23 protein-coding genes are annotated in these 25,789 nt (G+C 64.6%); 7 read left to right on the top strand and 16 right to left on the bottom strand.

The window, feature by feature from the left end; translation table 11 throughout:
• The 9 genes from hisI to hisD all read right to left on the bottom strand — a co-directional run bounded on the left by hisI (window position 1) and on the right by hisD (window position 8,204).
• Complete coding sequence (hisI, locus tag CRD15_RS01185) at window positions 1-372, bottom strand: phosphoribosyl-AMP cyclohydrolase (protein ID WP_187401696.1); 372 nt, start codon at window positions 370-372, stop codon at window positions 1-3.
• Window positions 369-1,151, bottom strand: a complete 783-nt coding sequence (gene hisF / locus CRD15_RS01180) for an imidazole glycerol phosphate synthase subunit HisF (protein ID WP_034991778.1) — start codon at window positions 1,149-1,151, stop codon at window positions 369-371. Before hisF ends, hisI begins: the two co-directional genes overlap by 4 nt.
• On the bottom strand, window positions 1,148-2,125 hold the full coding sequence (locus CRD15_RS01175; protein WP_034972128.1) for an inositol monophosphatase: 978 nt from the start codon (window positions 2,123-2,125) through the stop codon (window positions 1,148-1,150). The genes hisF and CRD15_RS01175 overlap by 4 nt, the downstream gene beginning before the upstream one ends.
• The gene (gene priA / locus CRD15_RS01170; protein ID WP_035001435.1) at window positions 2,125-2,889 is read right to left on the bottom strand and encodes a bifunctional 1-(5-phosphoribosyl)-5-((5-phosphoribosylamino)methylideneamino)imidazole-4-carboxamide isomerase/phosphoribosylanthranilate isomerase PriA; all 765 of its coding nucleotides are present in this window, start codon (window positions 2,887-2,889) and stop codon (window positions 2,125-2,127) included. Before priA ends, CRD15_RS01175 begins: the two co-directional genes overlap by 1 nt.
• 68 nt (window positions 2,890-2,957) lie before the next feature.
• Window positions 2,958-3,713, bottom strand: a complete 756-nt coding sequence (locus CRD15_RS01165) for an imidazole glycerol phosphate synthase subunit HisH (RefSeq protein ID WP_043012203.1) — start codon at window positions 3,711-3,713, stop codon at window positions 2,958-2,960.
• Between the two features lie 11 nt (window positions 3,714-3,724).
• Window positions 3,725-5,074, bottom strand: coding sequence for an MFS transporter (locus tag CRD15_RS01160; protein WP_034970007.1), 1,350 nt, complete (start codon window positions 5,072-5,074; stop codon window positions 3,725-3,727).
• A complete protein-coding gene (gene hisB / locus CRD15_RS01155; RefSeq protein ID WP_034970008.1) occupies window positions 5,074-5,688 on the bottom strand; it encodes an imidazoleglycerol-phosphate dehydratase HisB in 615 nt (204 codons plus the stop codon). Before hisB ends, CRD15_RS01160 begins: the two co-directional genes overlap by 1 nt.
• Before the next feature lie 57 nt (window positions 5,689-5,745).
• The gene (locus CRD15_RS01150; RefSeq protein WP_187401695.1) at window positions 5,746-6,861 is read right to left on the bottom strand and encodes a histidinol-phosphate transaminase; all 1,116 of its coding nucleotides are present in this window, start codon (window positions 6,859-6,861) and stop codon (window positions 5,746-5,748) included.
• Window positions 6,862-6,866: 5 nt separating this feature from the next.
• Window positions 6,867-8,204, bottom strand: a complete 1,338-nt coding sequence (gene hisD, locus CRD15_RS01145) for a histidinol dehydrogenase (protein ID WP_187401694.1) — start codon at window positions 8,202-8,204, stop codon at window positions 6,867-6,869.
• 56 nt (window positions 8,205-8,260) lie between these two features.
• Between hisD and CRD15_RS01140 the strand changes: the two genes are divergently transcribed.
• The gene (locus CRD15_RS01140; protein ID WP_187401693.1) at window positions 8,261-9,514 is read left to right on the top strand and encodes a hypothetical protein; all 1,254 of its coding nucleotides are present in this window, start codon (window positions 8,261-8,263) and stop codon (window positions 9,512-9,514) included.
• A gap of 13 nt (window positions 9,515-9,527) precedes the next feature.
• On the opposite strand, the gene nadC is transcribed toward CRD15_RS01140, so the two are convergent.
• The 3 genes from nadC to CRD15_RS01125 are packed head-to-tail and all read right to left on the bottom strand — an operon-like array spanning window position 9,528 to window position 12,121.
• Window positions 9,528-10,493, bottom strand: coding sequence for a carboxylating nicotinate-nucleotide diphosphorylase (gene nadC, locus CRD15_RS01135; protein WP_237743903.1), 966 nt, complete (start codon window positions 10,491-10,493; stop codon window positions 9,528-9,530).
• A complete protein-coding gene (gene nadA, locus CRD15_RS01130; protein WP_187401692.1) occupies window positions 10,493-11,521 on the bottom strand; it encodes a quinolinate synthase NadA in 1,029 nt (342 codons plus the stop codon). Before nadA ends, nadC begins: the two co-directional genes overlap by 1 nt.
• A 36-nt stretch (window positions 11,522-11,557) precedes the next feature.
• Window positions 11,558-12,121, bottom strand: coding sequence for a membrane protein (locus CRD15_RS01125; protein WP_034970026.1), 564 nt, complete (start codon window positions 12,119-12,121; stop codon window positions 11,558-11,560).
• A 67-nt stretch (window positions 12,122-12,188) separates the two neighbouring features.
• Here CRD15_RS01125 and CRD15_RS01120 point away from each other — a divergent pair, with 67 nt between their 5' ends.
• From CRD15_RS01120 to CRD15_RS01100, 5 genes are read left to right on the top strand one after another with little or no spacing between them, the layout of a single operon-like run.
• Window positions 12,189-12,737, top strand: coding sequence for a TetR family transcriptional regulator (locus tag CRD15_RS01120; RefSeq protein ID WP_187401691.1), 549 nt, complete (start codon window positions 12,189-12,191; stop codon window positions 12,735-12,737).
• A gap of 10 nt (window positions 12,738-12,747) precedes the next feature.
• Entirely contained in the window at window positions 12,748-14,952 is a 2,205-nt protein-coding gene (glgX, locus tag CRD15_RS01115) for a glycogen debranching protein GlgX (RefSeq protein ID WP_051891444.1), read from the top strand.
• Between the two features lie 2 nt (window positions 14,953-14,954).
• Window positions 14,955-15,710, top strand: coding sequence for a BRCT domain-containing protein (locus CRD15_RS01110; protein ID WP_034970035.1), 756 nt, complete (start codon window positions 14,955-14,957; stop codon window positions 15,708-15,710).
• Window positions 15,711-15,728: 18 nt separating this feature from the next.
• On the top strand, window positions 15,729-18,095 hold the full coding sequence (gene treY, locus CRD15_RS01105; protein WP_034970038.1) for a malto-oligosyltrehalose synthase: 2,367 nt from the start codon (window positions 15,729-15,731) through the stop codon (window positions 18,093-18,095).
• Window positions 18,095-19,063, top strand: coding sequence for a GTP pyrophosphokinase family protein (locus CRD15_RS01100; protein WP_034970041.1), 969 nt, complete (start codon window positions 18,095-18,097; stop codon window positions 19,061-19,063). The genes treY and CRD15_RS01100 overlap by 1 nt, the downstream gene beginning before the upstream one ends.
• A 15-nt stretch (window positions 19,064-19,078) precedes the next feature.
• Here CRD15_RS01100 and CRD15_RS01095 read toward each other — a convergent pair whose 3' ends face one another.
• From CRD15_RS01095 to CRD15_RS01085, 3 genes are read right to left on the bottom strand one after another with little or no spacing between them, the layout of a single operon-like run.
• Complete coding sequence (locus tag CRD15_RS01095) at window positions 19,079-19,474, bottom strand: RNA-binding S4 domain-containing protein (protein ID WP_051891441.1); 396 nt, start codon at window positions 19,472-19,474, stop codon at window positions 19,079-19,081.
• Window positions 19,475-19,483: 9 nt separating this feature from the next.
• Window positions 19,484-19,735 (bottom strand): hypothetical protein, encoded by a 252-nt coding sequence (locus CRD15_RS01090; RefSeq protein WP_051873952.1) that lies wholly within the window; start codon window positions 19,733-19,735, stop codon window positions 19,484-19,486.
• Window positions 19,736-19,773: 38 nt separating this feature from the next.
• On the bottom strand, window positions 19,774-20,457 hold the full coding sequence (locus CRD15_RS01085) for a YigZ family protein (RefSeq protein ID WP_034970045.1): 684 nt from the start codon (window positions 20,455-20,457) through the stop codon (window positions 19,774-19,776).
• Between the two features lie 30 nt (window positions 20,458-20,487).
• On the opposite strand from CRD15_RS01085, the gene treZ reads away from it, so the two are divergent.
• Window positions 20,488-22,185 (top strand): malto-oligosyltrehalose trehalohydrolase, encoded by a 1,698-nt coding sequence (gene treZ / locus CRD15_RS01080; protein WP_034970049.1) that lies wholly within the window; start codon window positions 20,488-20,490, stop codon window positions 22,183-22,185.
• Between the two features lie 32 nt (window positions 22,186-22,217).
• Here treZ and dnaE read toward each other — a convergent pair whose 3' ends face one another.
• Complete coding sequence (dnaE, locus tag CRD15_RS01075) at window positions 22,218-25,787, bottom strand: DNA polymerase III subunit alpha (RefSeq protein WP_034970053.1); 3,570 nt, start codon at window positions 25,785-25,787, stop codon at window positions 22,218-22,220.
• Window positions 25,788-25,789 lie beyond the last annotated feature (2 nt).

The following is a 25,789-nucleotide window of genomic DNA, read 5'->3' as shown; positions in this document are numbered from 1 at the left end:
CTAGGCCAAGCGGTCGGCGTCGAAACAAGTGCGGTCGCCGGTGTGGCACGCAGCACCGGTCTGCTCGATCTTCAGCAGCACCGTGTCGCCGTCACAGTCCAGGCGCACCTCTTCGACGCGCTGGGTGTGGCCGCTAGTTTCGCCCTTGATCCAATAGGACTGGCGGGATCGGGACCAGTAGGTGCCCTTCTTGGTGGCCAGGGTATGGGCCAGGGCGTGGTCGTTCATCCACGCCATCATCAGCACATCGCCATTGTCGACGTCCTGGACGATAGCGGGCACGAGGCCGTCTGCGTTGAAGCGGACGCGCTCGGCGATGACTGGGTCTAGGTCGTAGGTTGCCGGATCTGTGTTGGGGTCTGGGCTGCTCACAAGCGCACCTCGTAGCCCGCGTCGGCCAGGGCCTGCTTGACTTCGCTGATCTCCACTTCTTGGAAGTGGAAGATAGAGGCAGCTAGTACCGCATCTGCGCCGGCTTCCACGGCGGGCGGGAAGTGCTCCGGGGCGCCTGCGCCACCGGAGGCGATGACCGGGATGGAGACGGCCTTGCGTACGGACTGCAGCATCTCGATATCGAAGCCGGCCTTGGTTCCGTCGCCATCCATGGAGTTCAGCAGGATCTCCCCCACGCCCAGTTCCTCGCCCTTGCGGGCCCAGTCGATGGCGTCCAGCCCAGCGGACTTGGTACCGCCGTGGGTGGTGACCTCGAAACCGGAGGGGTACTTGTCCGCCTCGGAGGGATCCTTCACGCGGCGGGCGTCCACCGATAGCACGATGCACTGCGCGCCGAAGCGCTGCGAAAGCTCCCGCAACAGCTCGGGGCGGGCGACGGCGGAAGAGTTGACGGAGACCTTGTCGGCTCCGGCGCGCAGCAAGGCGTCCACGTCTTCCTCGCTGCGTACTCCCCCGCCGACGGTCAGCGGGATAAATACCTGGTCTGCGGTGCGGCGGACGACGTCCAGCATGGTGCCACGGCCGTCCTTGGAGGCGGAAACGTCCAGGAAGGTCAACTCGTCAGCGCCGAGCGCGTCGTAGCGCTTCGCCAGCTCCACGGGATCACCCGCGTCGCGCAGACCCTCGAAGTTCACGCCCTTGACTACGCGGCCGTTGTCCACGTCCAAACAAGGGATGACGCGCACGGTAACGCTCATCGGATGCCTCCTCGATCGCGGATCTCCTGGGCGTTGCGGGCGGCTGTGCCGATCGGCACAGCCTGGATGTGCTGCAGGATGGTGGCGTGTACCTCTGGCTCGCCGGCGACCAGGCCGGACACGCCCGGGCGCCAGGGATTGCCCGCGAAGTCGGTGGCAATGCCGCCGTTTTCTTCCACCGCGAGGATGCCCGCAGCGTTGTCCCACAGGTTCGGGCTGAATGTCACCGTCCCGCCGAACACGCCGGCGGCGGTGAAGGCCAGGTCGATGCCCACCGAGCCGGTGACGCGCATGCGTGGGTAGGACTTGCCGATCTCGTTCAGCATGTCCTGGCGGTAGGAAATCGGCAGGTTACCGCGGCGCTGCGACAGGATAGAGCCGAAGCTGATCTGGGTCACGCCCGGGTCCGATGGCGGCATGGCCCGAGCCGGGTGCCCATCCACCAGCAGTCCCTCGCCACGTCGCGCGGTGATGCGCTTGCCCAGCAGCGGCATCTCGGTCACAGAAACCATGGTCTGCCCCTGGTGCACCAAGGAAACCAGGATGCAGGCAAAGGGGTTGCCCACCGCGTAGTTGGCCGTGCCGTCGATGGGGTCGACGACCCAGAAGGTCTCCGGCAGCTCTTGGTCCCCGGCTTCCAGGGATTTCCGTCGCGGGCCGTCCAGGCCGTCGGCCATCGCGTCGCTGGGGTTCGGCTCGGTGATATTCTCCCCCGGAACCTCACCGGGGCGGACCGTGCCGAACTCCTCGCCGTGCACGGGCAGGCCAGTGTATTGGGTCAACAGAGTGCGTAGCTGGCGCTCGACGGTCAGATCCGCCTCAGTGGCGAAATCACCGGGGGACTTGATGACCTCGGGCTCCGCGCCGACGGCTGCGGTGAAAGTCGTTTCCGCTTCGTCCACTGCGGCCTCGGCAATGGCCAGCAGCGAGCGGGTATCCAGCTCTTCTGGGGGGACTCCGTGGAAGGCTGTCATTAGTTATCGACCCCGCTCGCGACTTCCAAGGCCTGCTCCAGGGTGAACTTGCCGGCGTACAGGGCCTTGCCCACAATCGCAGAATCCACGCCCTCGTTCACCACGGCGGTCAGCGCACGGATGTCATCCAGGCTGGAGATACCACCAGAGGCCACGACCGGCGCATCGGTGGCAGCCGCCACGTCGCGCAGCAGATCGATGTTCGGGCCGTTCAGCATGCCATCACGGCTGACGTCGGTGACCACGAGTCGGGACACTCCCTGGGAGTCCAGGCGCTCCAGCACCTCCCACAGCTCACCGCCGTCGGAGGTCCAGCCGCGACCGCGCAGGCGCCACTCGCCGTCAATCTCGCGGGTATCCAGGCCGATGGCGACCTTGTCGCCGTAGCGGGCGATAACAGACTCGCACCAGTCGGGGTCTTCCAGTGCGGCGGTGCCGATGTTCACCCGGCGGCAGCCGGTGGATAGGGCGCGCTCCAGCGACTCATCGTCGCGGATGCCGCCGCTCAGCTCAACGTTGACGTCCAGCTGGCCGGTGACTTCCTTGAGAAGCTCAAAGTTGCTGCCCCTACCGAACGCGGCGTCCAGATCCACCAGATGGATCCACTCCGCCCCCGCGTTCTGCCAGGCCAGGGCTGCCTCGATCGGCGCTCCGTAGCTGGTTTCCGTGCCCGCTGCGCCCTGTACTAGGCGGACGGCTTGGCCGTCGGCAACGTCGACGGCAGGAAGCAAGGTCAGGGCACTGGAGTTATCTGTAGAAGCCATAGGGAGAATCCTAACGCGTATAAACTTCGGCGACGTTTGAAACAGGGAAACTAGTGCTAGTTCTAGAGCTAAAGTGTCTCCACCCAGTTGCGCAGAAGGCGAATGCCCGCCTCCCCCGACTTCTCCGGGTGAAACTGCGTGGCCCACAGCGGGCCGTTTTCCACGGCCGCCACGAAGCGGCTGCGTCCGTGAGCTGCCCAGTGCACCAGCGGGGGCTCCGTGCGTCCGTCGGTCATTAGCTCCCACTCCCGCACGCCGTAGGAGTGCACAAAGTAGAACCGCTCAGAATCCTCGATCCCGGCGAACATCTTCGACGGCTCGCTCGCCGCCGCGCCCAGAGCGCTGGCGGAGGATCCGTCGCCACGCTCTACCGTGTTCCACCCCATGTGCGGCAGCACGTCGGCATCCAGCTTTTCCACGGTGCCCGGCCATTCGCCCATTCCTTCAGTAAAAGCACTTTCCCCATCCCCAGTACCAGTGCCGTCCCCAGCGCCGTCCCCAGCGCCTTCCGCGAACTCCACTCCCCGATCGAAAAGGATCTGCATGCCCACGCAGATGCCCAACACCGGGCGTCCTCCCGCCAAGCGCTGGCCGATCAGGCGATCACCGTACACACTGTGCAGCTGCTTCATGCACGCGCTGTATGCCCCCACACCCGGCACCAGCAAGCCGTCGGCCCGCTGTACCACTTCCGGGTCCTTCGTCACTTCTACCTCGGCGCCGGCTTTTTCTACGGCTCGCTGGGCAGAACGTACATTTCCGCTGCCGTAGTCCAGCAGGGCGACGTGTGGGCGTCGAGAAGAAAGAGAAGTCGAAGGAGTCATAACCAGTTAGTCTAGCCGGACTTACCCGGGCGCAATTCACGTCGGCGTACTCTACGCAGGGTCTCGCGGACATTGCCGTAGTCGGTTACGCGGTGACGCCCCACGATTCGGTCGAGGACAGCCACCACACAACCGAACGCGGCAACCGCCCCGGCCGCCACGAACGCACCCTGGTACGTCAGCGCTCCAGCAACGAAGCCCAGCAGGATCGCACCCGCTCCCGTGCCACCGTCGAAGGTCATGTTCCACAATGCGGAAGCCTTGGCGGATTCCTCCCTGGGAAGGCGATCGAACAGCATCAACAGCGCCTCGGTCTGGTTAATGCCGAAGCCCGCACCGAACAGCGCAGCCGACAGCAACGACCATCCCAGTAGCAGCCCGCCACTGGGATGCACACCCAGCATCACCGCGGCGGATCCGAGGCCCACCACGCACAGAACCAAGCCCAGCGCGTTGAGGCGCCCCGGCTCGCCCACCCGGTCGGCGTACCAACCGCTGAACAATCGCGAACCGATCTGCATCAGCCCCACCACGCTCAGCGCCAGGCCAGAGATCGTGGCGGCCACGCCAGCGTCGATCTCGCCCGCGGCAGGCGCCAGGAACGTGCTGAAAGAGGCAAAACCCACGGCCGCCGCACCGATGGACAGACCCGGCACGGTGGCCAGCTTCCACGTCGCCACGCGCGGGGCTGCCGGGGTGAAGTCCGCCTGTGCGGTCGCGTTAGCGGGAATGTCGGCCGCCACGCCGGGCGAATTCTCGCGCTCCACCTTCGGCAGGCGCAGCGCCGCCAGCGCGCCGACGATCGAGTACACCGCAGCCGCGGCACACGCCCAGGCCAGGCCGTAGCTGTCGTATAGCCACATGCCCAGCGGGAAGCTGATCAGCTGTGTCACACCCACCGTCGCGCCGAACACGCCAGACGACCGGCCCACCAGCCTGGGCGGCACCAGCTCTGCGATCAGCGCAGCCTCCGTCACCGTCACCGCGCCGAAGCCCACGCCACGCACCGCGGCGATCGCCAGCACCGTCACCGCCGACATGTCCGCAACATAAACCAGAGCCGGTAGTCCCAGCAGCAGACCCGCGCCGAACATCACCGGGGTGTAGCCCACTCCGCGCAGCAAGCGCGGAGTAAAGGCCTGCGTAAGAACAGTCGCGGCCATGAACACGCCCGTGGACAGGCCGGCCACGCTATCGGTTCCGCCCCCAGCGATCACGGCCATGGGGATGACCGGCAGAAGTAGCGCCCAACCACCGAAAGCACAGAAGACCGAGACCAGCGTGGCCTTCAGCCCGGGGGCCTGCCACACGGAATCGATCTTTTCTAGTTCTTCAATGCTCAGCGCCTTCGGGCGCGCCATTACAGCGTTCCCTTGGTCGATGGCACCCCACCTACGCGCGGGTCGTCCTCCACTGCGGCGCGTAGCGCGCGGGCCACGGCTTTAAACTCCGCTTCGGTGATGTGGTGCGGGTCGCGGCCGTACAGGCAGCGCACGTGCAGCGCGATGCGTGCGTTCAGCGCCAGCGTCTCGAAGAAGTGCTGGTTAATCACCGTGGCGTAGTGTCCACCGATCACGGCGCTCAGCATCTGCTCCGGCTCCCCCACGCCCACGTAGTACGGACGACCGGATACGTCCACTGCCGCGTGCGCCAGAGTTTCGTCCATGGGGATGAAGGCATCACCGAAGCGACGGATGCCCGCCTTGTCTCCCAGGGCCTGCGCCAGCGCCTGGCCCATGACGATGCCGGTGTCTTCCACGGTGTGGTGGGCGTCGATCTCCACGTCGCCACGGGCGTGCACGGTCAGGTCAAAAGAGCCGTGTGCGCCGAGGGCAGTCAGCATATGGTCAAAGAACGGCAGACCCGTATCGATGTCGGTCTTGCCGGTGCCGTCCAGGTTCCACTCAACCTGAATGTCCGATTCTTTGGTGGCGCGCTGGGCCTTCCCGATGCGCGGGGTGGGGTTCGTTGCCACGGTGTCTCTGTACCTACCTCTCCGTCTTTTGCTGTCTTTTCCTCTTGAAACGTCAGCCTAATCGTCCATCATCTGCGCCGCGGCGGCAAGAAAAGCGTCGTTTTCCTCCGGCAGTCCGACGGTCGCGCGCAGCCAGCCCGGCACGCCGACGTCGCGGATCAGCACTTCGCGGTCGAGGAAGCGCTGCCACACCGTGGGCGCGTCGCCTAGCTTGTCGAAGTTGCCGAAGAACACAAAGTTGGAATGCGAATCAATGACGTCGAAGCCCAGCTCGCGCAGCTCGGCGACAACCCGGTCGCGTTCCTCGCGCAGCTTCGCCACCGTCTGCAGCGTTGCCGCGGAGTGTTCCAGTGCCACCTCCGCCGCCGCCTGCGACAGGGTGGCCAGGTGGTATGGCAGGCGCACCAGCATCACAGCTTCGATGAAAGCCGGGTCGGCCACGAAGTACCCCAGCCGTCCGCCGGCAAAGTCGAAGGCCTTGGACATGGTGCGGGAAACCACCAGCTTCGTCGGGTAGTCCTCTAGCAGTCCCACCGCTGAAGGCTCGTCGGAAAACTCCGCGTAGGCCTCGTCCACGATCACGATTCCGGGGGCTGCCTGTAGGATCCGCTCGATGTCGGCCAGGGGCGTGATGTTGCCGGTGGGATTGTTGGGGGTGGTGATAAACACCACGTCAGGGGCGTGTTCCGCGATGGCCGCGAGCGCCTCTTCAACATTAATCGCGAAGCGGTTCTCGGCGCGACGCTCGACCGAAATGAACTCGGTCTGCGTACCTGCCGCCAGGATCGGGTGCATGGAGTAGCTCGGCACGAAACCCATCGCACTACGCCCGGGCCCACCAAATGCCTGCAGGAGTTGCTGCAGTACTTCGTTGGAACCGTTGGCCGCCCATACCTGTTCTTTTGTGACGCCCACACCCGTCTGCTCGCTCACATAAGCCGCTAGGGCCGCACGTAGCCCCACTGCGTCGCGGTCGGGATAGCGGTTCAGCTGCTGGCCCAGCTCCGCCACGCGCCGGGCGATGCCCTCGACGATCTCCTGCGACGGCGGATATGGGTTCTCGTTGGTGTTGAGTTGATTGGCAACATGCAGCTGCGGGGCGCCGTAGGCGGACTTGCCGCGCAGCTCCTCGCGCAGCGGCAGGTCGGATAGCGAAATCTTCTGCTCGGTCATGGTTCTTAACCCTCCGTCGCGTTGATACGTGCGCTGATGGCCTCGCCGTGCGCGGGCAGCCCCTCGGACTTCGACAGGGTAATCACCGTGTCGGCCACGCCCCGCAGGCCTTCTTCGTTGTAGTCGATGACGTGCACGGACTTCAGGAATGTCAGGGTGGACAGACCGGAGGAATGCCGGGCCGCGCCGGAGGTCGGCAGCACGTGGTTGGAGCCCGCTGCGTAGTCGCCCAGCGGCACCGGGCTGAAGCGGCCGATGAAGATCGCACCAGCGTTAGTGATCTGTGCGGCTACCTCGTGGGAGTCCTTGGTGTGAATCTCCAGGTGCTCCGCCCCATAAGCGTTGGCCGCACGGATGCCCGCGGCGATGTCGTCGACCAGCACCACACCGGACTGCTGGCCGTTCAGTGCCTCTGCCACGCGCTCCGAGTTCTGGGTGATGTGGTAGCGCTCGTTCATCTCGGCCACCACTGCGTCGGCCAGCTTCTCGCTATCGGTGATTAACACGGAGGCCGCCATCGTGTCGTGCTCTGCCTGGCTAATCAGGTCGTAGGCGATCTCCACCGCATCGGCACTGTCGTCTGCGAGCACGGCGATCTCGGTCGGCCCTGCCTCGGAGTCGATGCCCACCACGGAACGGCACAGTCGCTTGGCCGCGGTGACGAAGATGTTGCCCGGGCCGGTCACCATATCCACCGGCTCCAGCTCCTCCCCACCGTCGGCAGTGGAACCGTGAGCCAGCAGTGCGACCGCCTGCGCGCCACCGACAGCCCAGACCTCTTCCACCCCCAGCAGTTTGCAGGCCGCCAGCACGGTCGGGTGTGGCCAGCCGCCCCCCTGGGGCGGGGAGGCCACCACGAGCGATTCCACTCCGGCCTCCTGGGCTGGCACGACGTTCATAATCACGCTCGACGGGTACACCGCGTTGCCGCCCGGCGCGTATAGGCCCACGCGCTGAACGGGGATGAAGCGCTCGGTCACAGTGCCACCCGGCGCGACCTCCACCTGCTTGTCGGCGGGGCGAATGGCGGAGTGGAATGCACGCACGCGCTCAATGGCATCCTCGAGTGCAGCGATGACGCCGTCGGCCAACGTGCCCACGGCGGCGTCAATAACCTCGGCAGGAACCCGCACCGAATCCGGGGTCACGCCATCGAAACGCTGCCCGATCTCCAGCGCCGCGCGCGCACCACCCGTACGCACCTGGTCGACAATGGGAGCGACGGTGGGAATCACCGCGTCTACGTCTGTCCCTCCACGGGGAAGTCGGCGGCGCAGCTCGGCGGTCGTTGGGGCCTGCCCACGCAGGTCGATCCGGCTAAAGTCCAGCTGGGCGAGGGTCATGGTGTACGCAGCTTCCTTCCGAGTGCTTCATTTAATGCTGGGCTAGAGTTTACGCCATGGCCCAGACACTCCTTTCACTGCTCCGCGACAGTCGCTCGGCCGCCGCTTCGGGGGCGCACGCTGCGACGAGTTGGCGCCTAGCCAGCGACTTCGCCCGGCAGTACTGGCTGGCCACCCCGGACGAGGTTCCGGACGAGCTGCGCGGCGAGTTCTACAGCATGCGGGCCAGCGCCGCGGACCACTTGGGCTTCGCCGACGAGGCGGTCGGCGCGCTACGCGACCTGCGGCATTGGGCGCGCAGCCACGACGATCACGCGCTGGCGCTGGAGGCCTTTGCTCTGCTGGCCCACCAGGCTCTCGCCCAGGAGGAAGACCCCACCGCCTTCGCCGAGCTGCACTCGCCGAGCGAAATGCTGGCACAGCTGGCGCAGGGGTTCGACGACTTTCGCCCGCACCCGGATTCCCCCACCCTCGGCGAGGCTCCGCACATCACGCACCGCGACCTCGACCCAACTGTTGCCGATCGGCTGACTTCGGCGGCCACGACGGGCTTTGCGGTGGCTACGAACCTTTCTGGTTCTTTGGAGGATGACGCCACCGCGTGCGACTTCGCCGATACCTTCGCCAAACTTGTGCGCCGGTTCGGCCGGAAACCCCCGAGCGCGGCCGACCGGCAGCTGTGGTTCGCCCAAGAGGCCTGGTTCCGCGGGCGCCGCGAAGAGGCTTTCGAGCTGGTCACGGCACTGGTCGAGAGGCTGGAAGAAGGCGAGGAAGACTCTGTGTCGAGCGGTGGCGGCTCCGGCGCGCAAACAGTTTCGCTGTACGAGGCGCACGACATGCTGGCGCATTTCGAGATGTTCCGGGCGGCAGAGAGCGAAGCGAGTTCCCTTTTGTCCGTCGCCGATCACTGGAGAACCTGCATGGCGCTGGCAGGTGAACTCGACGCGGGAGTGATTGCGTTGCGCTGCGCGGGGTTGGCGGCGATGGCTCTGCTGGGCGAGGGATACCCCGGCGAGGCCTGGGAACTGGCCAACGCCGAGCTGGACGCCACCGCGGGCTGTCCCCTATCCCCCGCGGTGCTAAACCTGCGCTACACACTGGCGGAGGCCGCACTGAACTGCGGACTGTTTGAGGAAGCCCTGGCGAATGCGCGCCTGGTGGCGGAGTGGTCCGAGTTCAGCGCCGACGACGAGCGCACCATCGGCAGCTACACGATGGCACTGGTGGCGGCCACAGAATTGGGCCACGAAGCGATCGCCGCGGAGATCGACGAACGCCGCCTGGCCGCGCTGGAGCGGTGGGAATCTTGATAGGGTACGTGGCTTAATCCAGCCCGATGTCCAGCGCCTGCACGCTGTGGGTCAGGCCCCCAACGGCCACGGACTCCACGCCGGCAGCGGCGTAGTCCCCGGCGACGTCGAGCGTCAGCCCGCCGGAAGATTCCAACAGCACCTGCGGGGCCAGCTGGTTGCGCAGCTCCACTGCCTTGCGGGTAACTTCCACGCTGAAGTTATCCAGCAGCACCTGGGGCGGGTGGGGCCGATCAGTGGCCAGCAGCTCCGCGAGCTGGTTAAGGTTATCCACTTCGACCTCTACCCACGTGGTGGCGTCCTCCCCCAAGAAATCCCGCACCCGCGCATAGGCTTCGGCGGCACTCGACAGTTCGACGTGATTGTCCTTGACCATCACCTGGTCGCCCAGGTTGTAGCGGTGCGGGTAGCCACCGCCGTGCACGATCGCGCGCTTTTCCAGCATGCGCATGCCCGGCAAGGTCTTGCGGGAATCGCGCACCCGGCATCCGCGCGGGCTAGTGGCCGCAGCTTCCACCACGTCGACCCAGGCGCGGGTCTGCGTGGCGATGCCGGAGGCGTGGCTCAGAATGTTCAGCAGCGTGCGCTCCAGCATTAAGATGTGCTGGATCTTGCCTTCGACGCGGGCGACCTCGTCCCCCGCTTCCACCCGGTCTCCATCGGCCACCACCGCGGTGACGTCCACGTGCCGATCTGCGGCGACCTCCGCGACAATGTCCACTGCATCCAGACCACTAATAACACCCGACTGTCGAGCGCGCATGACCTTCACACCGGTCGCCTCGGCGGGCACGGTGGCCAAGGTGCTGACATCCGCACCATCACCGAAGTCCTCTTCCAGCGCTACCTTCGCCATGCGCAGGTACGCAGCCCTTATACGGGAGGGATCTGTGAGTTGGTTCGGGTAAGGCAGTTCCGTTTCGCTGTGTTCGATGTCTCCGTGTTCGACTTCTCCGTGGTCGACTTCTCCGTGGTCCACTATTCCCCACTTCCCGGGTTGCCGATAGCGATCATGCGTTCCACGGACCGGCGCGCCGCCGCCGCGGTCTCCTCATCCACCGTCACCTCGTCCTCGCCGAGTGCCAGGCAGCGCAGCAGCGCCGCCGGGGTGATCATCTTCATGTACGTGCAGGCTGCCCGGTCGTTGACGGCACGGAAGTCCACGCCCGGGGCTGCTTGCCGTAGCTGGTGCAGCATGCCGACCTCGGTAGCCACCAGAACGGTGGACTGGCTGGTTGCCTTCGCTTGCGTGATCATGTCGCCGGTAGACAGCATCTTCACCCGCTCGGGTTCCACAATGCCCTCCCCGGCCAAGTAGATCGCGGAGTTCGCGCAGCCACACTCCGGGTGGATAAACAGGTCGGCCGTCGGGTTGTCGTGCGCCTGCTGGCTTAACTCTTGCCCAGAGATCCCCGCATGCACGTGGCACTCGCCCGCCCAGACGTGGATGTTGTCCCTCCCGGTTTCGCGGCGCACGTGCGCGCCGAGGAACTGATCGGGCCCGAACAGCACCTCCTGATCCTCCGGCAGGCTGGCCACCACATCGACAGCATTGGAGCTGGTGCAGCAGATATCCGTCAATGCCTTCACGTCGGCGGTAGTGTTCACGTAGCTGACCACCACGGCCTCCGGGTGCTCGGCCTTCCACTCGCGCAGCTCGTCGGCCGTAAGGGAATCAGCCAGCGAACACCCCGCGGCGGCGTCCGGAATAAGAACGGTTTTCTCCGGCGACAGAATCTTCGCGGTCTCCGCCATAAAGTGCACACCGCAGAAGACGATCACGTCGGCGTCCGTCTCCGCGGCAATGCGCGACAGCGCCAGAGAATCGCCGGTGTAGTCGGCAATGTCCTGGATCTCCGGCAGCTGATAATTGTGCGCCAGAATCAGCGCATTCTTCTCTTCCTTGAGGCGACGAACCTCCGTGGCCCACTCGTCGAGGGAGACTGTGTCCGGCATGTCCCACCGGCCATCCACGCGAGTGATGCTCTCTAACATGTTGCTCAGCATTCCATCCACGCTAGTACGAATGCTGAGCTAAAGGGGCTACTTCCCCTTTTCCCCTTTCCCTTCACCTTCAAAGTCCTCCGGGTCGGCGAACGTTGCGCCCAGCCAGTACACAATCAGCGCCAACGCCGGGGCCACCACCAGCCCCACCGAGGGGTTAGCTACCTCCAGAAGCTGGATCACGTCCCCCGGCTGCGGGTCGGCAGGCACCGGGTCGGAGTGCAGCTTATCGGCCACCCACGCCCCCAGCGACCAGGTCGCCGTCGTGCCCCAGAGCACCGCCAGTGTGGTCCACAGCATCATCAGCAGACCACGGATGCGAGTGCGATAAGCCCAGATGGTAATCGCAACGCCGCCCACAGTGGTCAGGCCAAGGTAGTAAACATAAGCCCGGAACGAGGCATCCTCCGTCCCCGGCACTGTGTCAGCGCTCCCGTGGGCCGTGACCTTCAGCTCTGATGTGGGGTGAATCGCGCCCCACACCACGCCCAGCAACAAAAACGTGACCAGCGTGACGAATAAGACCAGCGCTGCTTCCCCGATCGGGCGGGGGATTAACTGGCGCTGGTTCTTCTGGTCCAGCGCACCGTCACGAAACTTCATGTGGCTCACCCTACGGCAATCTAGTCCACTACTCTGGGACACTGTGCAGTTAAACCGCAAGAAAATCGTGAGCACCGCAGTCGACATCCTGCAGCAGTACGGCCTGGCCGACCTCACGATGCGGCGGCTCGCCCGCGCCCTCGACGTCGCGCCCGGCGCCTTGTACTGGCACTTCCCCAACAAGCAGGCCCTCCTCGGAGGCATTGCCGAGTCAATCCTCACCGCCGTGCCCGCCTGCCCCGGCAGTGCGGCCGATTATTGTTCTTTTCTTTTTGACGCCCTCACCTCCCTCCGCGATGGCGCCGAAATCACACTGGCAGCGGTGGCCAGCGACACGCTTGACAGAGAACTGGTGGCCGAGCTGGGCGCAGAACTGGCCACCGAGTTGAATGCCGGTGTAGTGGACGATGCCGTGGACGGTGCCGTGGACGTCACAGAGGCCGCTTCCAAGCTGCTCCTGCGTTTCGTATTCGGCTCCGCGCTGGAGCTGCAGGCGCGCCAGGGCGTGGCCTTGAGTCTGGGCACGGCAGAGGAAGATGCAGGAAGTTCCCACCGCCTAGCACGGGAGGATCTAGTGCTGGGAGTAGAAACAATATTGCGCGGTTTTAGCCGTTAGAATGGTGCACATGACTTTCGGACTGTCAGATAAAAGTGGATTGCGAGCGCCCGGCGAACCCCTGGTCGGGTGGCCTGGAAAGCCCTACCCTCTCGGCGCCACCTTTGACGGCAACGGCACCAACTTTGCCCTGTTCACCGAAGTAGCAGAAGCCGTGGAACTCTGCCTCTTCGATAGCCAGGGGGCGGAGACTCGGGTGAAGATGGAGGAAGTCGACGCGGACATCTGGCACTGCTACCTGCCCGGCATCGTCCCCGGCCAGCGCTACGGCTACCGAGTACACGGCCCGTGGGATCCGGCTCGTGGCTTGCGCTGCGACCCCTCGAAGCTGCTGATGGACCCCTATGGCAAGTCTTTCGACGGCGCCTACGACGGGCACCCTTCGCTGTTCAACTACGACATCAACGATCCTGATAATCCGGAGGCGCGCAACCAGGAGGATTCCGCGCCGCACTCGATGCGCTCGGTGGTTATCAACCCCTACTTCGACTGGCACAACGACCGTCGCCCGAACATCGAGATGCACAAGACCGTCATCTACGAAACCCATGTCAAGGGCCTGACGATGACGCACCCGGATGTCCCAGAGCACCTGCGTGGCACCTACGCCGGCCTGGGCCACCACTCGATCGTGGAGTACTTCAAGGATCTGGGCGTCACGGCCGTGGAGCTGATGCCGGTTCACCAGTTCATCCACGACGACCGCCTGCGGGAGCTGGGACTGCGCAACTACTGGGGCTACAACACCCTGGGCTTCTTCGCCCCGCACCGCGACTACGCGGCCTCCCCCAGCGCGGAGGGCGCGATTGCGGAATTCAAGCAGATGGTGCGCAGCTACCACGACGCGGGCATCGAGGTGATCCTGGATGTGGTCTACAACCACACCAGCGAGGGCAACCACATGGGCCCCACCCAAAACTTCCGTGGTATCGACAACGCCGCCTACTACCGCCTGGTCGATGGCGACGAGGCCCACTACATGGACTACACGGGTACGGGTAACTCCCTGAACGTCCGCCACCCGCACACCCTGCAGCTGATCATGGATTCCCTGCGCTACTGGGTCACGGAAATGCACATCGACGGTTTCCGCTTCGACTTGGCCTCCACACTGGCCCGCGAGTTCCATGACGTCGATCGCCTGTCCGCCTTCTTCGACCTGGTGCAGCAGGATCCCATCGTTAGCCAGGTCAAGCTCATCGCCGAGCCCTGGGACGTCGGGGAGGGTGGCTACCAGGTGGGTAACTTCCCGGCTCTGTGGAACGAGTGGAATGGTAAGTATCGCGATACGGTCCGCGATTTCTGGCGTGGCGAGCCCTCGACGTTGGGCGAGTTCGCCTCCCGCCTGACGGGCTCCTCCGACCTCTACACCGGTCGCCGCCCGACCGCGTCGATCAACTTCATCACCGCCCACGACGGATTCACACTCAACGACCTGGTCAGCTACAACGAGAAGCACAATTCCGACAATGGCGAGGACAACCGTGACGGTGAAAGCCACAACCGTTCCTGGAACTGTGGCGTGGAAGGCCCGACGGATGACGAGGAGATCCTGCAGCTGCGCGATAAGCAGCGCCGCAACTTCCTGACCACCCTCTTGCTCTCCCAGGGCACCCCGATGATTTCCCACGGCGATGAGATCGGCCGCACCCAGGGCGGCAACAACAACGTCTACTGTCAGGACAACGAAATCTCCTGGATGGACTGGGAAAACATGGACGAGGATCTGCACGCCTTCACGCGCTACCTCATCCACCTGCGCCAGGCGCACCCGGTGTTCCGCCGCCGTCGCTTCCTGGCCGGCGGCCCGCTGGGCCAGGACGTGGCGAAGCGCGACATCGCATGGCTCACCCCGGACGGCTCCCTGATGTCCGATTCCGATTGGAACGCGGACTTCGGAAAGTCGCTGATGGTTCACCTCAACGGCATGGCCATCGAGGAGCCGGATCCACAGGGTCGCCCGGTGGAGGACGATTCCTTCATCTTCTGCTTCAACGCCCACCACGAGCCGATCACCTTCACCCTGCCGCGTCGCCACAACGTGATGCACGTCGAGCCGAGTGAGGAGGAAAGCTGGACCGTCGTCGTCGATACGGCAGAGCCGACCGGTGTGCCAGAGGAAACCCGCCGTTTCTCCGGTGGCAATACTCTAGAGATCGCCGCGCGGAGCACGGTGGTTCTGCAGCGCCCGATCACCACGGAGGTCAAGCTCTAAGCATGGCTTCCGGATCGTCCCCCTCCCCTGCGTCTTTCCCCGCCCGGGGCGCGACCGTCACGCTCTCCGAGCAGGAAATCCGGGTGACTCGCTCGCCGCTGAATTCCTCGCTGTACCCCGATGTTTCTCGCCGACCCGACGAGCTTATCGGCTGGTACAAGCAGGCGCCCGATGGCTGTTCGCCGGGGTATATCCAATTACTTTTTGACGCCGAACGCCCCCGCGTGAACTTCTCTCCCTCGCACGCGGACGAGTTCGCCGCCCTTGATCTGCAGCTCACGAATTTGCAGGCTGGGTACCCTCTGGAGGCCGGCCAGGAAAGCGCTGGCTCGAACACGGAGAACAGCGGAAGCGTCTCCGCCGCGGAGTGGGTCAGTTCCGCTGAATCCGCCGGTGGCGGGGACGAGGGGGCGTCACCAAGAAAGAAACAGAAGCGCTCCCCCGCGCCGTGGGCGAAGGTCGCTACCCCGGACGAAGTGCCGGAGGCGAACGATGAAGCAGATATCGACGGCCCCATCTATGGGCAGACGGTGTGCGTGACCGGCGACGTGGAACCCTACGACAAGGGCGAAGTGTGGGACATGATTGCCTCCCGCGGTGGCGTGGTGGCGAAGAACGTCACCAAGAAGACGACGATGTTGATCGTTGGCGAATGGCCAAGCGTGACCTCGAAGGAAAAGCGTGCCCGCGAGCTGCAAAGCAAGGGCCAGGAGCTGCAGATCATAGGGTTTGAGGAGTTCCTGCAGCTAATCAAGTAGGCAAGTAGCCTAGGAGGCATGTCAGCGACCTATCGCCTTCAGCTCCGTGGCCCCGGATCCGACCCCGCCCAAGCCTTCACTTTCGCCGATGCGGAAAAGCACCTGCCGTACTTTTCGCGCCTGGGTGTCTCGCACCTCTACCTGTCCCCGGTGATGCAGTCGCCAAAAGCCTCCACGCACGGCTACGACGTGACAGACCCGTCGACCATCAACCCGGAACTCGGTGGCATCGAAGGCTTGCGGTCCCTGGCCGACAGAGCGCACGAGCTGGGCATCAAGCTGCTGCTGGACATCGTGCCGAACCACGTAGGTGTGGACGACCCGCAGCTAAACCCCTGGTGGTGGGATCTGCTGAAGAAGGGCAAGGAATCCGAGTACGCGGACTACTTCGACGTGGACTGGTCGCAGGACAACGGCGCTGGCGGACGGCTTGGGCTGCCGGTGCTGGGCAGCGAAGAAGACGTGGCGGAGCTGCGGATCGAAGAAGGCGCCGAGGCTGGGGCCGACGGCGAGGGCGCCGAACCGGTGCTGTGCTACTACGACAACCGCTTCCCCATCGCCGAGGGCACCCTCGGCGGCACCCCGCAGGAGGTGCACGACCGCCAGCACTACCGCCTGATGTACTGGCGCGACGGGGTGATTAACTACCGTCGCTTCTTCAGCATCAACGGTCTGGCGGGCTTGCGACAGGAAGACCCGGTGGTGTTCGAACATTCCCACCGCATTCTGAACCAGCTGATCGCGGCGAACATCATCGACGGCGTGCGCGTGGACCACCCGGATGGCCTGGCCGATCCTTTTAACTACCTGAAGCAGCTGCGCAAGCTGATCGGCGAGGATCGCTGGCTGCTGGTGGAGAAGATCCTGGGGGTCACCGAGCCGCTGGATCCCCGCCTGACGGTCGACGGCACCACCGGCTACGATGCGCTGCGTGAGCTCGACGGCGTGTTCGTGCACCGCCCGGCCGTGGGCACCATGGGTGAGCTGGCGCTGGACATGACGGGCTCTAAGTGGGACGCCGAAGCTTTCGACAACGCCGAGTACGAGCTGAAGTCCGAGGTGGCGGGCCAAGAACTCGCGGCGGAGGTGCGCCGCCTGGCCCGCGCGATCCGCAGTGATAACTGGTCGACATCCGGCGAGGCAGTGTCGGACGAAGAACTGCGCGACACCCTCATCGAACTCATCGCGGCAATGCCGGTCTACCGCGCGGACTACGAATCCCTGTCCCGCGTGACCAGCACCGTGATCGCCCAGATGATCATCCGCTACCCGGAACGCGCAGACGCGCTGGACCTGATCGCCACCGCCCTGATTTCCCGCGGCGAGGCAAACGTACGCTTCGCCCAGGTCTGCGGCGCGGTGATGGCCAAGGGCGTGGAGGATACCGCCTTCTACCGCGGTTCGCGCCTGGTGAGCTTGCAGGAAGTCGGCGGAGCTCCCGGCCGCTTCGGCGTTTCCCCCGCCGAGTTCCACCTGCTGCAGGCCGAGCGCGCCCGCCTGTGGCCGAAGGCGATGACGACCCTGACCACGCACGACACGAAGCGAGGCGAAGACGTGCGTAGCCGCATCAGCTGCATCACCGAATCCGCCGAGCGTTTCGCCGAACTCTGCGATGGCATCGAGTACACCGACGGCGGCACCTGCCACTTCCTACTGCAGAACATGATCGGCGTGTGGCCGGTGGACGGCAACGTCTCCAACGAACTGCGGGAGCGCCTGCACGCCTACGCCGAGAAGGCCATGCGCGAAGCTGGAGTACACACCACCTGGTTCGATGTGAACGAGGAATTCGAAACCTCCATCCACCAGTGGATCGATGCCACCATCGATAACCACGGGGAGGACATCACCACCTTTGTTGCGGAGATCGCACCTGCGGCGGAGATGGTCTCGCTATCCAAGAAGCTGCTGCACATCATGGGGCCGGGTATCCCGGACATCTACCAGGGCACGGAGTTCTTCACGGATTCGCTGGTCGACCCGGATAATCGCCGCCCGGTGGACTTCGCCCAGCGCCTGGAGGCCCTGGATCGCGTCTCCCGCGGCGATGTGCGCGACAAGGACGATGAGCGCCTCTACCTCATCGCCACCGCCCTGCAGATCCGCAACCAGTTCGAGCTGGACAATGCCAGCTACCTTCCCGTCATGGCCACCGGCACCATGGAGCGCCACGTGCTGGGCACCCTGCGCGGCGACGACGTGATCACCCTGGTCACCCGTCGCCCGCTGGATATTCTGCGCGACGGTTGGGCAGACACGACGGTGGCTCTGCCAGAGGGCGTGTGGGAGGATCGCCTCTCCGGCAGCATGTGGGAGGGCGAGGTCCCGCTGGCCAGCCTGTTCAGCGAGCGCGGCCAGGCGATCCTCACGCGCATGGGGGCCTGATGTCTGCGCTGCAGGATTACGACGCCTGGATCCACGCCCACCCCACCGTCGCCGCCGACCTGGAGGCGCACGTCATTGATGTTCTTGATGACGCCGGCCTGACGTTTGACCGCGTCAGCGTTCGCATCAAGGATCGAACGAGCTTCGCCCGCAAACTCTCCAACGAGGCGTACCCGGATTACGACTCGTTTACCGACGCGCACGACGTCATCGGCGTGCGGGTCATCACCTTCCACTCCTCGGAGATCCCCCAGCTCAAGGATGCACTATCCGACCTTTTCACCGTGGTGCGAGTCATCGACAAGGCCGCCGAGACCGCCCGCGAGGGGCGCTTCGGGTATGCCAGCCAGCACCTGATTGTGTCCGCAAAGGACGAGCCGTGGGCGGCTGACGAGGGGGCGTCACCAAAGTACATAGAGATACAACTGCGTACGGTGCTGCAGCACGCATGGGCCGAGTTCGAACACGACGTGCGCTACAAAAACCAGGAGCACCCAGACACCAGCGCCCCTGAGGTTCAACGCGCGTTTACGCTGGCCGCGGGGCTCATCGAGCTGGCGGATGAGCAGTTCGACAAGATCGCGAGCATCATCGGAACCCCCGGCGAGGACGTCGAGGGGGCTCTGGACGAAGCATCGCTACCACGCGTGCTTACGCGGATTGTGGGCGAGAAATACCCGACCTCGCGCGTGGATTACTACCGCTATGCCATCGACATGCTGGCGGCTCACGAGATCACGACGGTAGCGCAACTGCGGGAACTGCTGGCTCCGAAGCGACTGAAGGCGCTGCGTAAGGCCATGAATTACCCCTACTACCCCGGCCAGGTGCGCCTGGTGGACGACATGCTGCTGTTCGCCTATGGGCGCGAACACATCCGCAAGACGGTGCACATCGGCGACAATGCGCAGTCGCGCCCCGGCAGACTGGGCACCAGGTGGCAGCAATTGGGGCAAAAGACGGGCTAGAGCTCGCCGGGGAGTTTAGATCTCGCCGCGTTTGAAACGCTCCAGCTGGCGGCGCTCCCGCTTCGTCGGGCGGCCCGCTCCCCGATCCCGGCGCGGCATCGCGGGGATCACGGGCGGGGGTGGCGAATGGTCGATGTAGGCCTTGCGAGCCAGCTCCGCGCCGACGCGCTTGGACAGCAGCTGAGTGACCTCCACGATGTGCTCGCGGTGGTTGATCCACACGCGCACGGTATCGCCCACCACAACCGGCTGGGCGGGCTTCACCGACACGTCGTTGATTTTTACGTGCCCGGCGCGGCAGGCTTCCGCGGCCTGGGAGCGAGTCTTGCACAGGCGGACGGCCCACACCCATGCGTCGATGCGGACCTTGCTAGAAGGGCTAGAAGGGCTAGAAGTTGCAGGGCTGGCCAACGGGGTGCGTCACCACTGATCTTTGTGCTCGACGATCCCCTTGATCTGAAAGCCGCTGTAGGCGATGAACGCCACTGCCAGGAGGGGCACGATGATGGCGAAGAAGGTGGTGGGCAGGATCGTTAGGCCACCGACCAGGCTGACTGCACCCACGGCACCGGCGATCTGAATGTTCCGAGAGTGCTTGCGAACCTCGGCCTTGCGCTGGGCGATGGGGTCGTTGCCCGCACGGCGGGCGGGCAGGTTGCCGTAATTGCTCATGGTTCTCCAGTGTAGTTAATCGGCGTGTCGTTAATCGGCTACAGCGTGTCCTCGATCCAGCGCTGCCCCTCCAGGTGTGGCTCCGCTGCCCCGCTGGTGATGCTGGCCAGGAAGTCCGGCAGCGGCGCGCCGGGCTCACAGGCGATTGATAGCTCCGCCACGGCCTTGTATTCCACGCCCACCACGGTGTAACCGGCGGCGCGCACTTCGGCTTCCACACGCCCGGCATCTGCGTGCGGCACGTCGCAGGTGTATAGATCTAGCTGTCGGCGCAGCACCAACGGCACCTGTTGCAGAACCTCGCGGGTGGCCTCCTGGTAAGCGCGCACCAGTCCGCCGGTGCCCAACTTCACCCCGCCGAAGTAGCGCACCACGACGACCGCAACATCCTGCAGCGGTTCCGGGGTGTGCCAGCCCTTCAGCACTTCCAGCATGGGCTGACCCGCAGTGCCGGCGGGTTCGCCGTCATCGCTGGAACGTTCAATCGGCTGCGCGGAGTCCACGTGCACCACGAAGGCGCTGCAGTGGTGACGCGCATCCGGGTACTCGCGCCGTATGCTGCTTATAAACTCGCGCGCCTCGTCCTCGCTGGTGCAGCACTCGGCCAGCGCGATGAAGCGGGAGCGTTTAATCTCCACCTCCGCGGTGAACCGCCCCTGCTGCGGGCGGACGTAGGAAGGTTCGGGCCGGGAGGCGCTGAGTGGCGCTGTATCGTCGGGCATTCTCCCATTATCGCAGCTAGGGTGGAACCCATGTATTCCGTGTGGGCTCCTTTGGCCGAAAACGTAGAACTAGTCTTGCGACCTGCAACAACCGGTACCGAACAGCGCATCCCCATGACCCGCGAGGCCGATAGCTGGTTCCTCGCCGATGTGCCCGCCAATCCCGGCGACCGCTATGGATTTTCCGTCGACGGTTCGCCCGTATTCCCCGACCCGCGCTCCAAGCGCCAGCCCGACGGTATCCACGGCTTGTCGGAGGTCTGGCAGATCGACAAACCCCGCACGCAACTGAACCGCCCGCTGCAGGGCGAGGTTATCTACGAACTTCACGTCGGCACATTCACCGCGGCAGGCACCTTCGACGCCGCAATTGAGAAGCTCGACGAACTCAAAGCGGTGGGCGTCACCGCCATAGAGCTCATGCCCGTGCAACCCTTCGGCGGCAAGCGCAATTGGGGCTACGACGGCGTGATGTGGCAGGCAGTCACGGACGTTTACGGCGGTCCGGACGGTCTGTTGAGGTTTATCGACGCCGCCCACGACCGCGACCTGGCCGTGGTGTTGGACGTGGTGTACAACCACTTCGGCCCCGACGGTAACTACACCGGGGTGTTCGGCCCCTACACCGCCGGCGGCTCGACCGGTTGGGGTGATGTGGTGAATCTGCAGGGCCGGGATTCCGACGAGGTGCGCGCCTACATCCTGGAAGCGGTGCGCCAGTGGACCCAGGAGTTCGGCATTGACGGCCTGCGCCTGGACGCGGTGCATGCGCTGGATGATACGGGCGCGGTGAGCCTCATCGAGCAAATCCGCGACGCTGCGGAGCCGGCCTGGATTATCGCCGAGACGGACCAGAACGATCCCGTGTACACCGAGGGTTACAAGGTCGCGCAGTGGAACGATGACATCCACCACGCGATCCACACCGTCGTTTCCGGCGAGGATCACGCCTACTACTCCGATTTCGGGACGGTCGAGGTACTCGCCACGACGTTCCAGCGGGTGTTCTGGCACGACGGGCGCTTCAGCTCCTTCCGCGGGCGCACGCACGGCCGGCCGGTGACGGATCCGGAGCTGTGGCGTTTCGTGACGTACACGACCACCCACGACCAGACGGGCAACCGCGCGGCAGGCGATCGGCCGAGCATGAACCTGTCGGTGAAGCAGCAACTGGCCAAGGCCACCTTGGTACTAACCAGCCCGTTCACCCCGATGCTGTTTATGGGCGAGGAATGGGGTGCATCCACGCCATTCGCGTTCTTCGTCGACCACGAGAACGAGGAACTCAACCAAGCCACCCGCGAGGGTCGCATGCGCGAGTTCGCGCGCGCCGGGTGGGATCCAAAGGACGTGCCGAACCCGGCTGCCGAGGAGACCTTCCGGGACAGCGTGCTGAAGTGGGCGGAGCGCACGGAATCCCCGCACGCGGAAGTCCTGCGCGGCTATACGGACCTGCTGGAGTTCCGCCGCACCCACCGCCTGGCCGAGGCCGAGCTGCTGGACGTGAGCTGGTGGGCCGACGGCGAGGAACCAGTCAGCGAAGCCCTGGCGGGTGTGAACCCGACGGTGCCGCCGATCGACGCGGACGACGAGCTAGCGAGCGGCCGCTGGATCGAGCTGACCTACCAGGCCCCCGATTCCTTGGTGAAGGTCACCGTGAACTTGGCCGACACGCCCCACGATGGGCTGGGGCTCGGCCCGTGGGAGGCGCGCTACGGCACCGAATAGTTAGTTGGCCAGTAGCTGGCCGCGCAGCAGATCTAGGAGAAAATGCCCTCCCAGGTGGAGGCCTTCAAAGCGCCCATCAACGATGGAGACTTGTTCACACGCATCTCGGGGCCGAGCAGGAACTGAACTTCCTCCTCCCCGTCGATGAGGGTCAGGTAGACATCTGAGTCACCCTTGTTTTGGCTGAGCACGCGGCGCAGGTTGGCCATGTTGCCCGGCGTGGCCTGATCCACGCGGATGTTCAGCCGCAGTGGCACACCGGATCCAGCGCCAACCGTGAGCTCTGCGGACTTGAGATCCTGGCAGAACAGACGCATGTCGTCTTCTCGGTAGTTAATCTTCGCCTTCGCCAGCACGATGTTGTCCTCGACGATCTGCGGGGCCACCATCTGGTAGGTCTTCGGGAACACCAGCAGCTCTACCTGTGCACCATGCTGATCCTCCAGCGTAGCGATCGCCCAGGGGTTGCCGTTGCGGTCGATGCGGCGCTCGACGGCCGAGATGATGCCGCCGATCTTCAGATCCTTGTTGTTCGGCAGTTCGCCGGACAGCACGGTCGTCAGGGGCGTGTCGATCTGCGCGTCCAGGGCATCCTCAAAGCCGTCCAGGGGGTGGCCCGAAACGTAGAGGCCCAGCATGTCGCGTTCCAGCGCCAGCTGGTGCTTGCGCTCCCACTCTTGGTCGGGCACCTCCACGCGGAAGACATCGCCCGCGTCGTCGTCCCCGCCCAGGCCGGCGAACAGGTCGAATTGCCCCTTCGCTGCGGCCTTCTTGGTGGCAGTGACGGCGTCCACCGCGTCCTCGTGCACCAGCACCATGCCCTTGCGCGGGTGGCCCAGCGAGTCGAAGGCGCCGGCCTTAATCAGCGACTCTGTGACGCGCTTATTCGCCGCTACCAGGTCGATTTTGTCCAGGTAGTCAGAGAAGTCCTTGAACGCGCCCTTTTCCTCGCGGGAGGCGATGATGGAATTCACCACGTCCTCGCCCACGTTGCGCACCGCACCCAGGCCGAAGCGAATGTCCTTGCCAACGGATTGGAAGGTGTAGCGCGAATCGTTCACGTCCGGGGACAGCACGTGAATGCCCAGGTGGCGGCAGTCTGCCAGGTAGATCGCGGACTTGTCCTTCTTGTCCGCCACGGAAGTCAGCAGCGCAGCCATGTACTCCGGCGCGTAGTTCGCCTTCAGGTAGGCGGTCCAGAAGGAGACCAGGCCATAGCCCGCGGCGTGGGATTTGTTAAAGGCGTAGCCGGCGAACGGCAGGATCGTATCCCACAGCGTCTTGATGGCATCGGCGGAGTAGCCGTTGGACTTCATGCCCGATTCGAAGGTGACGAATTCCTTTTCCAGCACTTCCGGCTTCTTCTTACCCATCGCCTTGCGGAAGCCATCTGCTTGGCCCGCGGTGTAGTTCGCGACCTTTTGGGAGATCTTCATGATCTGCTCCTGGTACACGATTAGACCGTAGGTCTCCTCCAGGATTTCGTGCAGCGCCTCTTCCAGCTCCGGGTGGATCGGCACAATCGGCTTGCGGCCGTTCTTGCGGTCGGCATATTCCCAGTGCGCGTCCACACCCATGGGGCCCGGGCGATACAGCGCCAACGCGGCCACGATGTCGTTGAAGCCCGTCGGCTTCATGCGCTTTAGCAGCTTCTGCATGCCCGCGGAGTCCAGCTGGAACACGCCCAGCGTCTCACCGCGCGCCAACAACTCGTAGGTGGGATCATCCACCGTATCGAGGTTCTCCAGGTCCAACTCGAAGTCGCGGTTGGTCTTGATGTTATCGAGGGCGTCACCAATAACCGTAAGGTTTCTAAGGCCCAGGAAGTCCATCTTCAGCAACCCGATGGCCTCGCAGGCGGGGTACGGCCAGCCGGTGATCAGCGCGCCGTCCTGCTTGCGCTTCCACATGGGGATGCAATCCAGCAGCGGCACGCTGGACATAATGACGGCACAGGCGTGCACACCGGCCTGGCGGATCACGCCTTCCAGACCGAGTGCATCCTTGTAGATCTTCGCCACGTCCGGGTCGGTTTCGATCAGCTGGCGCACCTCGGCGGCCTCGGGGTAGCGCTCGTGCTCCGGGTCGGTGATGCCGTGCAGCGGAATGTCTTTAGCCATGATCGCCGGGGGCAGGGCCTTGGTGATCCGGTCGGCCATCTGGAATCCGGCCTGGCCGTAGTGGGCGCGGGCGGAGTCTTTAATGGCCTGCTTCGTCTTCACCGTACCGAAGGTGATCACCTGTGCGATCTTGTCCTCGCCCCAGCGGTCGGAGGCGTAGCGGATCATCTCACCGCGACGGCGATCGTCGAAGTCGATATCGATATCGGGTGCGGACGGGCGCTCGGGGTTCAGGAAGCGCTCGAACAGCAGGCCGTGTTCCATCGGGTCGATATTCGTGATCGTCAGCGCGTACGCGACCAGTGCACCGGCGGCCGAACCACGGCCGGGACCGACACGGATGCCCACGGAGCGGGCGTACTTGATCAGCTCGGCGACGATCAGGAAGTAGGACGGGTAGCCCTTCATGTCGATCACACTGATCTCGTACTTGGCGCGGTCGATGTACTCGGCAGGGACGTCCTTGCCCGGGAAGCGCTCCTCCAACCCCTTCATCACTTCGTGGGTCAGCCAGGTCGTCGGCGTGTGGCCTTCCGGCACGTCGGCGATGGGCATGCGGTCGTGCGGGTGCTCCTCCCAGATCTCGGAGTAGTCCTGCACGCGCTCGGCCACCCAGAGGGTGTTGTCGCAGCCCTTCGGTACTTCCTTATCCCATTGCGCGCGGATGTCCTCGGCGGTGCGCAGGTAGTAGCCGGTGCCGGAGAACGCAAAGCGCTTACCGCCCTGATCCAGGGTGGGTTCGTCCAGCGTGGAGCCGGTCTGCACGCACAGCATCACCTCGTGCGCCGGGGCCTGCTGCTCCAGTACGTAGTGGCAGTCGTTGGTCACCAGCGGCGGCAGTTCCAACTTGCGGCCGATCTCCAGCAGGTCGTCGCGCACCCGCTTTTCGATCTCCAGGCCGTGATCCATCAGCTCCAGGAAAAAATTTTCTTTGCCGTAGATGTCCTGCCACATGGCGGCGGCTTCCAGGGCCTTGTCGAACTGTCCCAAGCGCAGGCGAGTCTGCACGTCGCCGGACGGGCAACCGGTGGTGGCGATGATGCCCTCGGAGTGTTGGGCGATCAGTTCGGCATCCATGCGCGGCCACTTGCCCAGCTGACCTTCGTAGCTGGCCATCGAGGACAGATAGAAGAGGTTGCGCAGCCCCGTCGCGTTCTCTGCGATCATCGTCTGGTGCAGGTACGCACCGGAGGCTGAGACGTCGTCAGATTTCTGCTCCGGCTTACCCCACCGCACGCGCTGCTGGTTGAAGCGGGATTCGGGGGCGATGTAGGCCTCAATGCCGATGATGGGCTTGATGTCGGCGGCGGTCATCGCCCGGTAAAAAGCATCCGCACCGAACATGTTGCCGTGGTCCGTCATACCGACTGCGGGCATCCCCTGCCGCTTGGCTTCCGCGGCCAGCATATCGACTTTAGCCATGCCGTCGAGCATGGAGTATTCGGTGTGGTTATGCAGGTGGACGAAGGAGGAACCGCTCATGG

It is taken from the genome of Corynebacterium sp. LK28 (assembly GCF_014335105.1).
GTDB classification, from domain to species: Bacteria; Actinomycetota; Actinomycetes; order Mycobacteriales; family Mycobacteriaceae; genus Corynebacterium; species Corynebacterium macclintockiae.
This window is presented reverse-complemented; position numbering and strand designations above follow the sequence as displayed.